The following is a 13,540-nucleotide window of genomic DNA, read 5'->3' on the forward strand; positions in this document are numbered from 1 at the left end:
GTAATGCACCCCTGACCGAGACCGGCCGTCTGCGTCTTGCCCGCTGCGTGGTCGAGGACGGCTGGACTCTGCGGCGGGCCGCCGAACGCTTCCAGGTCTCACCGACCACGGCCCAGCGGTGGGCGGACCGCTACCGCAAGCTCGGCGAGGCAGGCATGAGCGACCGCTCGTCCAGGCCGCATCACAGCCCGCGCCGGACCCCGACCCGCACCGAGCGCCGGATCATCAAGGTCCGTGTCCTGCGCCGCTGGGGACCTGCCCGCATCGCCTACCTGCTGCGATTGAACCCGTCCACAGTGCACCGGGTCCTGGCCCGCTACAAGCTGGCCCGCCTGGCTCACCTCGACCGCGCCACCGGACGGGTCATACGCCGCTACGAACGGTCCCAGCCAGGCGAGTTGGTACACGTGGACATCAAGAAGCTGGGCAACATCCCCGACGGCGGCGGCCACAAGACCCTGGGCCGCCAGGCGGGCCGAAAGACCCGTTCCGGTGTCGGCTACAGCTACCTGCACAACGCCGTCGACGACCACTCCCGCCTCGCCTACAGCGAGATCCTCACCGACGAGAAGAAGGAGACCGCCACCGCCTTCTGGACCCGGGCACAGGCGTACTTCGCCCAGGCCGGGGTCACCGTCCAACGAGTGCTGACCGACAACGGGTCCTGCTACCGCTCACGCGACTGGCGGGACGCCCTGGCGGCCGCCGGGATCGCCCACAAGCGAACCCGGCCCTACCGGCCCCAGACCAACGGCAAGGTCGAACGCTTCAACCGCACCCTGCTCGACGAGTGGGCCTACGCCCGCGCCTACCGCTCAGAACAAGAACGCCGCGACGCGTTCCCCGGCTGGCTGCACACCTACAATCACCACCGCGGACACACCGCGCTCAAGGGCCAACCACCCGCCAGCCGCGTCCCCAACCTCACAGGGCAATACAACTAGGCCCACCGTCAAGCATCACCTGGGACCAGAACGTCAGGCATCAGCTGGGATCCGACAGCCCATCGGCCACTGGCCGTCATGCATTAGCTGGGATCCGACACCGCTTCTGCGATAGGCGTTCGCCGCCGTTGCCGCTGAGGTTGAAAGGGTGGGGTGACGGAGTCACGGGGTCTCCAGTCCCAGTCTCGGTGTCGGCGATGAAGCCGTCGAGGACCTCGGGGCGGCGTTGGATGTCGCGTAGGCGGTTCCTCACGAGCGGGGTGAGGTATTCGATCGCGCGGGGTGCGAGGTTGGCCAGGGACTTCTTCAGGTGGGCCCACACGCCTTCGACGGGATTGAGGTCGGGCGCGTAGGGCGGGAGCTTGACGATGGTCAGCCAGTCGTTGTTGCGGTCGCAGAACTCACGCAGGGCCTTGGCGTGATGGGTGCTGGCGTTGTCCCACACCACGATCAGTGGGACACCGCCGAGTTGCCGACGGGCGGAGGTCAACAGGTCTGCGAACTCACGGGCCCGGAAACCCTTCTTCTCGCCAGTACGGCCCCGGTACGTCTGCGTCCGGTAGATCAGTCTGGTTGCACAGCCCGGTCTGACGCATAGCATCCCGGCCATCAGAACCCGGCCGGAGCCCTTGCCCGTGACCTTGGTCACCGGGGTGCGTCCGCGTCTCGACCACGTGCGGCCCTTGCCGGGTTTCAGGTCCTGCCCGGCCTCGTCCTCGAAGACGATCCACGCTCCCAGGAGCTGTGCTGTCCTCTTACCCGTGACCACTGCTCCGTCCGCCAGGCGGCGACGGCCTGCTCGTCTCGCTCGACGGCCCGGTGCGCGGGGACTTGCGGTGACCAGCCCAGCCGGTGCAGCAGGTAGGACACCCCGCGCGGGGTGTACCCATGGCCGAAGAGCCTGTGGATCAGCTCGGCCACTCGGGCCAGGGTCCACCGCTGATCCTCCGTCCAGCCGTGCGCCGCCGGTCCGGCCTCCAACTCGGCCTGAAGCCGCTCCGCCTGGGCATCGCCGAGCCGACACGGAAAACCGCCGGCCCCCTTGGACGTCAGGGCCGCTCTGCCGCCCTCACGCCAGGCCGCGTGCCAGGTGTACGCCGACTTCCGCGACACCCGTAACCTGCGGGCCACCTCCGGCGGCCGCAGCCCCTGCCCGAACATCTCCGCGGCCTCGAAGCGCACCGCTTCACGCTTCGCCCGCCCCGCGGCGGTCAAGCCGCCGCCATCCGCGTACCTCATGACGAGGATGTAGCACCGCCAACGCCCGCTGTCACCCCACCCTTTCAACCTCAGCGTCAAGCAGTGAGAAGGCCCCGCCGAAGAAACTCCGGCGGGGCCTTCTCAATTCACTCCCAATTCTCCAGGGAATGAGATCTCCTACTCCGGAGAGAATCCCCGAATCGCTGGATTATCCGCCAGCCCAGGAGCGAACCCGGTCAGGTGGGAATATGCCTCTCGCAGGAATTCAACGAATGTGCCCACGAGCTCTTCGCGATCGACGGAAACTCGCCATTCATGCTTCGACGACGTAATCACGACGAGATCCCCCTCCCGCCGAAGCCGAATGACTTCATCGTTTTCTGTGAAGCCGATCGCCGAATCCTCTCCTGAAGAAAGGCGATTCAACGCATGACGAAGAGACAAGGCCAGATCCACAAGGGTCAGGTAGCCCTGCCCAGAGATGACCTCAACCCCATCGACCACTAGCTCTGCACGTACCCCGAAGTACTTGTAACAGAGGTCCATCTCGCTGATGGCTGCCGGGCTGACCTGGCACGCCTTGTCCCAGGTGTCGCGCCAAGGCGACCCAGGACCCGGGGGCTCAAAAGAGAAGTGAATCACGGATTCCTCGACTTTTCGCTACTCATCTAGAACGGGAACGCCGTCACGACTTTACCGTCGTTAACGATGACGCGGATGCTTGTCAACTCTCCACCGCCATTTGCCGGACCAGCCCTGCCGACAGGAACACCGAAGTCCCATTCATATATCTGCCCGGCGCGGGGCCTACCGGTCTCAGGGTCCGGAGTGTTCGGCCTTGGTGTCCCTCGATTGATGGTCTCCGCTATTCGCCCGCGAACATGCTTGGCCTTGCCTGTGAGGATTCCAGCTTTATCGTCGACCTTCGCACCGCCAGGCCGGTGCCGATCCACAATGTGCTGCCAGTCTCCATTTTCCAGCGCTGCGGTTCCGCACAGGCCATTCGAGTTGTGCACAAGGACCGGTGTCGCCCCCGCCAGCACATAGTACGTGTGGAGGTCGGCAACTGTGAGGTTGTAGGTGTTCTGGTCAGCACTGTAGGTGCGGGCGGCGCTAAGAGAGACGGTGGCGCCGTCATCGGTGCGCAGGGTCATGCCTGGGCGGAGGTCCCCTGCGTCGAGCCAGGCGCCCTCAGATTCGGACCAGAAAGGATGGTGCTCCGTGGCCGTGATGGTCGCCGAGCCGTTTTCTGTGGCGATGGTCAGGACGACGTAGTTCTTGTCGTCCTTGGTGAGGATGGTGGCTGTCACCGTCTCGGCTTCGGTCCGACCGGTCTCGGGGTCGGTAGCCAGGACCTTGTCTCCGGGTTCGAGATCCTCGATGGGCTTGCTGGAGCCGTCAGCCAGGAGCACCTGCGTACCGGCCACAAAGCTGTTGGTCGGGCAGGATCCCGCCGACCGTTTGCCCGGTCGAGCGCCGTTGACTCCCTCGCTGAGACCGAATCCGAATACGGCTGCGGCCTTTCGGCTGAATGCTACGGCTTTCCCGTCGGGGCAGACGCCGGTCTCGTGACAGGCCATCATCTGCAGACCCGCGAGGGCAGCGGTGTAGCTCGGGTCGCCGACCCAGTCGTCGCTTGGCTGCGTGTAGAAAAAGTCCCGATCGGCGGCTTCGTTCCGGATGAAGTCGGCATATTTCTGGGCGCCCGGATAGGCACGGTCGATCGACAAGCCCGGGAAGATTTCGATGTACTTCTTATTGCGTGCTGGCGCCTGCTTGACCGTCTTCCACAGCGCCAGCCCCTTCTGGTACGCCTTGTAGGGACTGGTGCCCTGGCTTGTTTCGTAGTAGTAGACGGCGCTCGTGATGTCCTGCTGTGTGGCGTTCCCACTGCTGTTGTCCATCGCGTCCATGAGCCCAGTGGGGTCGCTGCTACTGACAGGACTTCCGCTGGCGTAGGTGTACCCGTTCATCTGGAGCGGGTCGGTGATGTCAATGAGCGGGTCGGCGCTGATGAAGCGGCCGGTCGTGGCGTCGTATTCGCGGGCGCCGATGTGAGTGAGGCCCGTCGCCGGGTCGTCGATGCCAGTGCCCAGGAAAGTCTGGCGGCCGGGCCAGTTGATGGGTTCCGTGCCACGCGGGTTGCCGTAGGGGTCAAACATGCGGCGCGTAATGGCCTGACCGGCGGTCTGCTCGATGGCACTGGTGGACGTGTTGTGGTGGTCGGCCAGCAGGACCGTGAGCTTGTGGTCCGTGGTCTTGCCCCCCGTGGAGCGCACCGTGGTCGGCGCGCCCGGGTGGCCGTAGTAGCGCTGGGCGTCCAGGGCCTGCCCGGAGCTGTTCACCGTGATCTCGGCCTCGCCGAGGAAGAGCGTGCGGGTCGTCCCGTTGTCCTCGATCAGGCGGTTGCCGGAAGCGTCGTACAAGTACTTGACGTTGGCCGTGCCGTTGTTGTCCGTGTCGACCGAGCTCAGTTTGTTGCGCCGGTCCCAGGTCAGGACCTGCGTGTCACCGTCGAGGACGCGCTCGGTGGTGTTACCCGAGGCGTCATTTACGTACGTCGACGAGGACTTGATCGTTGTGGTGTCCCCCGCCTCGTACATGGCCACCTTGGTGAGGGTGTGCGGCCGGACCTTTGGCGCCGGCTGCGGGCCGCCGGTCACCTCGGTGCCGTACGTGTAGGTGTGGACGTCGTCCAGGTTCACGTTCGTGCGGTCGTGAACGGTCATCCGCGTGCGGTTGCCGATCGCGTCGAACGCGTACGACTGCCAGTAGCCGCCCCCGTCGATGCTCGGGGAGACCTCCGCCCGGTTCGGGCCCGAACCCTGGGCTCCCGAAGTGGTTGGACAGCCGTCGGTACTCGCGGTCCAGGCGTGGACGAGGCGGCCCATCGGGTCGTATGCGAAGCACTGTCGGTCGATCCGGCTGGACGACTGGGTGTCGGTGATCGAGGTGATGTTGCCGACGGTGTCGTAGCCGTACGTCAGAGCGGAGATGCGGGTCGGGTTCTCCGTCTCACGGTCGGTGACCGACTGATGGACCCGTCCGGTGTTCTCGTTGTACAGATTGGTCGTCCACACCCGCCGGGGCGCCTCACCCGACAGGGTGCGCAGGACCTCACCGAAGGAGCTGTATCGGGTGTCCGCCGTGTACCAGGCGAGACCCGACGTCGTGACCGGTGAGCCCTCACCGTTGTAGCGGGTGATCACCTTCTCCGACGCAAGCCCGCCCGGCGTGGCCGGGAGCTGCACCGACTGGAGATTGCCTGTCGCGGTGTAGGTGTTGGTGTAGGCGTACGTTCCCGCGAGGCCCGTCGTGGCCGTGTGGGTCGGGATCGTGATCTTAGTACCGGTCGGGCGGTACTCGCTGTCGTAGCCGGTGACCTCGCTCGTGAACGCAGCACCGTCGTGGTAGCGGGTGGACGCGACCGGGTACCCCTTGGCGCCCGGCAGCGTGTCGTACGTCCACTCCGACACCAGCGGGCCGGACGCGGAGTCGTCGTGCAGCTCCTTCTTGCGGCCCAGAACGTCATAATTCGTGTACTGGTAGCGCTCGCTGGAGTCCTTCGACCAGATCTGCTGGTCCAAGTCGTTGTAACCGAAGAACGCCGACCCCATGTCCGGGTCCGTCGACGCCGTCAGCCGCCCGCGCGCGTCGTACGTGTACGTCCAGTGGTTGCCGCTGTCGTCCGTGACCTGGGCCAGCTTGCCGCGCGGGTCGTACACGTACGAGGTGTCGACCTTGGTCGTGAGATCGGTGGCGGTGAAGTGCTGGACCAGCGACATACGGCCCAGGGCGTCCGTCCACGTCTTGGCTGCGCGGCTGCCCGAGAGCGGTGTCACACCGTCGGCGGACATTCCCGTACGGCTCAGTGTCCAGTCACCGGCGTACTGCGTCGTGGTCGAGTGCTGCGGATCGCCCTCGTACAGCGTGGTTGCCCGCACGGGGCGCCCGAGTCCGTCGTACGTCGTCTGCGTGGAGTTCTTGACCTCGGTGAGCGACTCCGGGACGAAGATCTCGTCCGCGTTCGGCTCGTCCTTCGCGAAGTAGCCGTTGTGCGTCTGCCAGGCAGCCCCGTTGTCGTCGTAGAACGTGTCCGTGACGATCCGGCCTCCCCCGTGCGCCTCCGTCTGAGTCTGGCGCGGGCGCAGCAGACCGTCGTAGATCGCGATCGAGTCCTCGTACGTACCGTTGTCACGCAACGTACGCGTGATGACGGCTGGGGCCTTGCTGTCCGCGATCTGGTACTTGAAGAGCGCCGATGCCTGGTCCGTGCCCTGGGTCCGCGACGCCGACCAGACGCCCGTGACGCGGCCCAGTTCGTCGTAGCTGCTGGTCACCTTGCGGCCGTTGGGGTCGGTTACAGCGAGAACCGAGCCGCGTGCCGGGTCGACCGCGGACGTGGAGGTGTGACCTGCCGCATTGGTGACCGATACCTCGAAGGCGGGGCCGGTGGTGGGTGTGTAGGCCGTGGTAGTGAAGTTGCCCGCCACGTCAGTGACTTTGGTAACCCGGCCGATGACGTCGTACGTCGTGCGCTGCGATGTGATCCAGCCCGAGCCGTCGCCGTCGACCGTGTCGACCTGGTGCGGCAGTCCCTTGACCGGGGCTGTTCCGAAGGCGTTGAGAGCGTCGTATGAGGTACGGACGTCGGAAATGACCTTGTCACCCGACGCCGAAGCCGCCTGGTCGCAGTCGCCCACGGTCGTACGGACGCGCTGGGGCAGACCGATCAGATGGTCACCGACGTTGTGCACGTACGCCGTTGTGGTGCAGGTCTGGTCTCCGGTGAACCAAACTCCTGGTGCATGCGGGGTGAGGCTGTGGGTGTACGTGGTGAGTGGCAAGCCGTAGGTGGGGTCATACGTGGTGGCCGTACGCACTATTCGCTCGCCGCCGCCACTGACCGTCTTGGCCGCATCCGTACGGATCGTCCCAGTGTGGTACGCCTCCAACGCAGGGAGCCGCATGTCAGGCTCGCCTGCCGGCGGAGGCGGCAGCCCTTCGTCCCGGGACCGGACAGCGGTCTTCTTGCTGTACGGGAAGCTCAGCTCGCGTGAGGCGACACTGCCGCCGGCCTTCGTGTACGTGATCGTCTCGGCGGCGCGGCCTTGGTGGACCGGCAGGTCCACGCCCAGCTCCTCCGTGCCCGTCGAGTCCTTGATCGTGAGCTTCGGGCGACCGGCGTCGCCGGACATGCCCTGGAAGTACCGTGTGAGGGTCTGGGACTGCTCACTCGCGCCCGGGTTTGCGGCGTTGCCCTTCTTCACCACAACACCGGCATGTCCGCGCCACTGGCTGAATGTACGCAGCTCAGGCTTGGAGAACTCATCGGTGTCCAGAGCCCAGGCCGCGCCTTCATACGCGTACGAGGTAACGACGTCGGGCTGGCGAGCGACCCTGTCCTTCTCGATGACGCTGTTGACAACGTACTTGTTGAACCACTCGACCGGCGGCTTCTCCAGGTCGGGGTCCGGCGACCACCTCACCGGAAAGCAGAGCGACGTGTTGTCTTCCGGCTTGGGATGGGTGGCCCCGACGGTGCAATGGTCCGAGTAGTCGACGTAGATTTCGCCGCCCGTTTCCGTGCGGATGGTCTCCACGCGCAGCCGGTCGAAGTCCGGAGTCTCGTCCTCGGGACCGGTCGCGACGCGGTTCGGCATGTCGAGGACATTCGCGATGAACGAGACCGACGGCAGCGAGTCGCTGAACTGACTTCCGGCCGTGTCCCTGGCGGTACTGAAGCCAGTGCGGGTGATGGACTCCAGCCACAGCGGCGGGTGGGTGTCGGTGCGCTGCCTGGGGAACGACTGGTGCAAGTTCCAGCGGTCGACCATGGACATAGAGGTCGTACCAGGTGTCCGCTGGCCGTAGGTGGTGACTTCTGTCAGCCGCATGCGGCTCCAGAACGTCGGTGACGTGACATAGCAGTTCTTGGCGGTCTCCTTGCAGTGCAGCGTGGAGGGGGTGTCCCACCAGGGCTGCTTGTCCTCGTAGTTCGCAGACTCGAACTCGGTGTTGCTGCAAGTGGCGCTGCCTTCTCTGATGCAGCGTTCGTCGACCTTGAAGACCACCTTGCCGGCCGGTGTGGCGGTCAGGCTGCCGGCGCGCAGACCGTAGAGGATCTGCTTCGGGTAGCCACCGCGGACGTAGGAGACCGTCTGCTTGAACTTGCCGTTCTTCGCGTAGCGGTTGATCTCCTTGGCCCAGTCAATGATCATCGCGTTGCCGTGGACGTCCTCGACATAGTCGAGGTTCCAGCGCCAGGCCTGGTCGCAGGAGGAGTTCGCGTAGGCCGTGGCGTGGCACGGCTCGCCGGTGTGGTTTCCGAAGACCGGAACCGTGAAGGCGGAGTTGGTGGCTGTGGAACGGCCGGGGAGGTTGTTGCGGCCGAACCAGTAGCGCGTGCCGTCTCTTGTGGTGACGACCCAGTACTCACCGTCGTACTTGTCGTCCTGCTTCGGCTTGGCACTGCCGTCCTTGGCCAAGTACTCGACCTTGGCGCCGTCGTCGTTGGCAGGCACCCACTTGCCATCGGCGTCGTTGTGGACGAGTTCGGTGGTCGAACCGCCCAGCGACATCACGAGGTTGTCGCTGGCCCAGCACAGATCGGACTTCTTCTTGTCCGTGGAGTTGTCGTTGTTCGAGCTGTTCTTGCGCTCGTCGGAACAGGAGCGGTAGCGGCGCTCGACGAAGCCCGGGTTGTAGTCCCACCCGTCGCCGATCCACGACGCTTGGCCGTTGGCCACCGAAGTCTTGCCGTCGACCGACTGGGAGGAGTACGAGAAGTCGATCACACGGGTGACGGTCGGCCGGACCTTCTGGCGACCTCGGGAACGGGGCTGTGGGCCTTCACGGGTTACTCCGGTGCGAGCTTCAGCACCGCCATACAGCTGGCGGGCGACGACTGGTCGCAGCGGGATCTCGTCCAGGTGGACAACATCGCCGGCGACACCGCCCTCGATCTCGTCTACCGCACGGACACATCCGGCAAGCTCTACCTCCGCAAGGGAAAGAAGCACGCGAGCGGCATCGGTACCAATCTGTTCTCCTTCGCTGTCCAGACGGCGTCCGCCGACGGCATCGACTTCGCCTACGGCACCTCCGGATGGCACTCGGACGACATGAAGATCGTGATCGGCACGCCTGACGTGACCGGAGACTCCGTCCCTGATGTGTGGGCCCTGCGGTCCGACGGGAACGCCGTCATCTACCCGGGAAGCGCCACTACGGCACTCAGCTCCACGACCATGTTCAACATCATCAACAGCAGCGTCGGAACCAGCTGGACCGGGCACACCGCCATCGGGTGACCCACGAATACCGAAAGGCGGCCCCGCGCATCGCGCGTGGGCCGCCTTTTCGTGTGCCCAGGTACAAGCAGTGGGGCTCAGCTGAAGATGATCATCGAGCCCTGCCCCAGGCTCCGCGTCGCCGCCGCGTGCAGACCCAGCCAGACGTGGCGTTCGCGGGCGAAGGGGCTGTCGTCGTAGGGGATCGGGCCCGCCGGCTCCTCCAGGGAGGTGGGGCGGGACGGAGGGGCCGGGGCGGCAGGGGGGTTCGCGGGGTCGATGCCGATGGAGGGGGCCACGAGTTCGAGTTCGCGGAGGAGGCCCTGGGAGGAGCCCAAGGGGCCGCCGGCGGCGAGGAGTTCCTCGTTGGAGAGAGGGGCGGCGAAGTCGACCGGGACGTACGCGCCCGCGTGGTCGTAGTGCCACACCAGATGGGACTGCTGGGCCGTGGCCTCGAACATCTCCAGGAGCTGCTCGTAGTCGCCGCCCAGTTCGTCGACCGGCGTCACCGCGAGGCCGCAGAGCTGGAGCAGATACGCCCGGCGCAGGAAGTGCAGGGCGTCGTAGTCGAAGCCGGCGACGGGGGCGACATCGCCCGAGAGGCCCGGCATGTAGGCGAAGACGGGAACGGTGGGCAGACCGGCCTCGGTGAGGGCCTTGTCGTACGAGGCGATCTCCTCGGCGAAGGGATTGTCGGGGCTGTGGCACAGCACGTCGACGAGGGGGACCAGCCAGAGGTCACAGGCCAAAACGGGCTCGCTCTCCATCGGAGTCGTAGCAGGTTGTGCGACGGTCGGGACAGCGTAGTGCTACTGGCACAACGCGCACAGTCAGCCGGCATCGGCGCTCGTGCGGCGCCGCGGATCCCACGCCCACAGTCAGCCGGCACCGGCTTCGTGCAGGTCCCATACCCACACTCCGCCGATCCGCTCCCCCGGGCTGCCCAGTAGTTGCGCGACCGCGGTGTAGAGCGGCCCGTCGTTGTCCTGCGGGGGCAGCACGACCACGCCCGCCCGCCAGAACTCCAGGTCCGCACGGGCCTGCGCCTGCCAGTTGGGGCCGATGTGCGGAACGGGCGTGCCGTAGCGGATGGCACGGAGGAGGTTGGAGGTGTGGCGCGGGGAGGCACCGTAGATACCGATGCGGTCCGGGCCCCACGGCCCGTTGAAGTACCCGCCGGGCACCCGGAAGCCGAGGCCGGTCGACGACTGCCAGTGCAGCGCCTCCGCGTTGCCCGGGTCGGGGAGCGGAACCGGGACCAGCGTCTCGCCCGGGCCGAGGAGGTCGCGGTACATGCCGTCCGCGATGAACGCCGGGACCTCCGGGCGTTCCCGGACCGGGTAGGGCGTGGGCAGGACCGGCAGGAGCGCCGCGGCCAGCCCGGCGAGTCCCACGACGCGGTACGTGCGTACGGGCGTCGCGAGGAGGCGGTCCGCAGCGAGCGCCACCAGCATCCCCAGCACCGGCGCGCAGATCATCGCCACCCGTGACTCGATCACCGACTCGAAGAGCGGCTTGTCGGCGAGCCACTTCCACGGGCCGGTCAGCACGATGTCCGTGTACGGGATGCGGAAGCGCGAGCCCAACGACAGGAGTCCCGCCGCGATCGCCGTGAACGTCAGCGCCTTGACGACCGCCAGGCGCCACAGACGCACCACCACGGCCACCGCGAACGCCACCAACGGCCAGCCGTAGAACGCGTTCTGCTCCGTGCGGTTCATCGCGAGCTGGTCCGCCCGCGCCTCGTCCCCCAGCAGCGCCCTGCCCGAGAACTCCAGGAACGCGAGCGGGCTGTTGAACGTGTTGTCCCCGTGCAGCACGTCCTTGTAGCTCTGCGGGCCGAAGAACTGCCACCAGAGGGGGAAACACACCAGCGGGAGGGCGACGGCCGCCCCGATCGCCAGGCCGCGCAGCAGCGGCTGCCACGCCACCCGGGCGACGTCACGGCGCGCGAGCGCGTACGACAGCGCGAAGAACAGCATCCCCATCGCCGCGAGCAGCAGGGGCTCCTCGCCGAGGAAGATCTGGTACGCCGCGAAGAGGCCGAGCAGCATCCCGTCCCGGACGACCCGATGCCCCTCGCACAGCCGCAGCGCCCGGTCGATGATCACCGGAACCATGAAGAGGACCAGGAAGTTGGGGTGGGCGTTGCCGTGGGAGATCATCGGCGGCGCGAAGGCGCACAGCGCGGCACCGATCGCTGCCGCGCAGCGGCTTCGCACCGCACGGCCCCTGACGAGCCACCGCGCGATCAGCCAGTACCAGGCGGTCGCCGTCGCCGTCAGACCCAGGGTGAGGACGAGCGCCCAGGTGACGGTCGGGCCGAGGAGCAGAGTGACGGGCGTGAGCGGGACGGACAGCCCCAGCATCACCGTGTTGGCCATCAGGTTCACGCCGTCGGGATGCCCCTGGAGCGTGGTGAAGAGCGGATTGCGCAGATGGGCCACGTTGTCCGCCGTCACCGCGAAGAACCACTCCCACTGGTTCTGGTCCTGCATCGAGTCGGCGAGATAGCCGCGGCCGAGGTCCGACCACAGATCCTTGTAGAGCAGTACGGAGGCGAGGAGGAAGAGCAGCGGGACCACGAGGCCGGCCGGCCGCACCGTGCGCCCCTTGAGGCGTACGAGCTCCAGCAGCACCTTCGCGTAGTCCACGGGCCGCACCTTGGAGCCCGCTCGGTGGGCCCAGCGCACGGGGACCTCGGTGACCTGCCAGCCCGCCCGCCGGAAGAAGCTGAGGATCTCGACGTCGATGCCCCATCCGTCGAGCCGTGCGTCGGCGAAGGCCGCCCGCGCCTTGTCGCCGTCGAAGAGCTTGAACCCGCACTGGGTGTCGTGGATGCCGGGCACGGCGACCGCACGTATCAGCCGGTTGCCCATCCGGCCGAGCCACTCGCGCAGCGGACGCTGATGCACCTCGATACGGGAGTCCGGGTGGGCGCGCGAGCCGATCGCGGCGCCGCCGCCCTCCGCGGTGAGCTGCTTGTCGAGGCGGTCCAGCTCCTCGATGGGGGTGGCGAGGTCGGCGTCGGTGACGAGGACGCGGCGGCCGTACGAGGCGAGTACGCCGAGCCGCAGCGCGTGCCCCTTGCCGCGGTTCGCGCCGCCGCCTCCGCCTCCGCCGCCGCCGCCTCCGACGATCTGGATACGGGGCTCCTCGGCGGCCGCCTCGCGGGCGACGCGCGCCGTGCCGTCCGTCGAACCGTCGTCGACGACGATGAGCTCCCACGTGCCCCAGCGGCCGGGGTCGGAGGTCAGATGCTCCCGGATCGCGTCCAGCGTGGGCCGGAGCCGGGCCTCCTCGTTGAACGCCGGGACGACGACGGTCAGGTCGACCGCCGGGTCGGAGGTTGCGGCCGGAGCGGCGCTCGTGACGTTCGTCGAGGTCACGACGGTCGCCGCTCCAGGCGGTCCGCCCACTTCAGGGCGAGATCGTCGTGCGACATGATCACGGCGCGCGCCGCTTCGGGGTCGCCGAGGGTGATCGCCTCGACGAGCTCCTCGTGGCCGCTCCACAGCCATTCCCGCACATCGGCCTCGGCGCGCAGCAGGGGCACGGCGAACACCCAGGCCTGGACGCGCACCCGGTGCAGGAACTCGGCAATGTAGCGGTTGGTGACGAGGGCTCCGAGCTCCCGCCAGAAGCGCAGGTCGTAGCCGATGAGGATGTCCAGGTCACCGCTGCGAGCGGCCCGTGCGGCCTCCTCGGCCCGGCGGCGGACGGAGACGAGGGCCTCGCCGCGCGCCGGGTGCGCACGCGGGGGGCCGTCCTTGCGGAAGATGCCGTCCACGATGAGCGAACGGGCCTCGATCATGTCCCGGAAGTCCTCGACGGAGAAACGGTGCACCTGGAAGCCGCGGTGCTGGTTGGAGTCGAGGAGCCCCTGCCCGGCCAGGTCGACGAGCGCCTCGCGCACGGGCGTGGCGGACACGCCGTACTGCTCGGCGATCTGCTTGACGGTGAACTCCTGACCGGGCTGAAGACGCCCTGCCAGCACCTCGTCACGCAGCGCGTCGGCGATCTGCTGCCGCAGGGTGTTGCGGGTAACAGCTCCGCTCGCGGGCATCGTGTCGGTCCCCTCCGTCCGGTTGCGGACACCTTAAG

General features: G+C 67.2%; 7 protein-coding genes and 1 pseudogene. 2 read left to right on the plus strand and 6 right to left on the minus strand.

From position 1 onward, the window contains the following. Positions 1-944, plus strand: a 944-nt coding sequence (locus ACZ6ZQ_RS25415) for an IS481 family transposase (RefSeq protein ID WP_469770813.1), incomplete at its 5' end; no start/stop codon positions are given. A gap of 187 nt (positions 945-1,131) precedes the next feature. Here ACZ6ZQ_RS25415 and ACZ6ZQ_RS25420 read toward each other — a convergent pair. The 3 genes and pseudogenes from ACZ6ZQ_RS25420 to ACZ6ZQ_RS25430 all read right to left on the minus strand — a co-directional run. Then, positions 1,132-2,183: pseudogene (locus ACZ6ZQ_RS25420) on the minus strand (IS630 family transposase); the annotation flags it as partial. Between the two features lie 138 nt (positions 2,184-2,321). Further along, on the minus strand, positions 2,322-2,786 hold the full coding sequence (locus ACZ6ZQ_RS25425; RefSeq protein WP_469770814.1) for a hypothetical protein: 465 nt from the start codon (positions 2,784-2,786) through the stop codon (positions 2,322-2,324). A 26-nt stretch (positions 2,787-2,812) separates the two neighbouring features. After that, entirely contained in the window at positions 2,813-8,941 is a 6,129-nt protein-coding gene (locus ACZ6ZQ_RS25430) for a polymorphic toxin-type HINT domain-containing protein (protein WP_469770815.1), read from the minus strand. Between the two features lie 135 nt (positions 8,942-9,076). On the opposite strand from ACZ6ZQ_RS25430, the gene ACZ6ZQ_RS25435 reads away from it, so the two are divergent. Next, positions 9,077-9,457 (plus strand): hypothetical protein, encoded by a 381-nt coding sequence (locus ACZ6ZQ_RS25435; protein WP_469770816.1) that lies wholly within the window; start codon positions 9,077-9,079, stop codon positions 9,455-9,457. A 77-nt stretch (positions 9,458-9,534) separates the two neighbouring features. Here ACZ6ZQ_RS25435 and ACZ6ZQ_RS25440 read toward each other — a convergent pair whose 3' ends face one another. The 3 genes from ACZ6ZQ_RS25440 to ACZ6ZQ_RS25450 form a co-directional block, all read right to left on the minus strand. Further along, positions 9,535-10,185: a hypothetical protein gene (locus ACZ6ZQ_RS25440; RefSeq protein WP_469770929.1), complete on the minus strand. Its 651-nt coding sequence runs from the start codon at positions 10,183-10,185 to the stop codon at positions 9,535-9,537. A gap of 129 nt (positions 10,186-10,314) precedes the next feature. Then, on the minus strand, positions 10,315-12,825 hold the full coding sequence (locus tag ACZ6ZQ_RS25445; RefSeq protein ID WP_469770817.1) for a glycosyltransferase: 2,511 nt from the start codon (positions 12,823-12,825) through the stop codon (positions 10,315-10,317). After that, positions 12,822-13,502: a GntR family transcriptional regulator gene (locus tag ACZ6ZQ_RS25450; protein WP_469770818.1), complete on the minus strand. Its 681-nt coding sequence runs from the start codon at positions 13,500-13,502 to the stop codon at positions 12,822-12,824. Before ACZ6ZQ_RS25450 ends, ACZ6ZQ_RS25445 begins: the two co-directional genes overlap by 4 nt. Between the last annotated feature and the right edge of the window lie 38 nt (positions 13,503-13,540).

This window comes from Streptomyces sp. NPDC053673, from assembly GCF_055585225.1.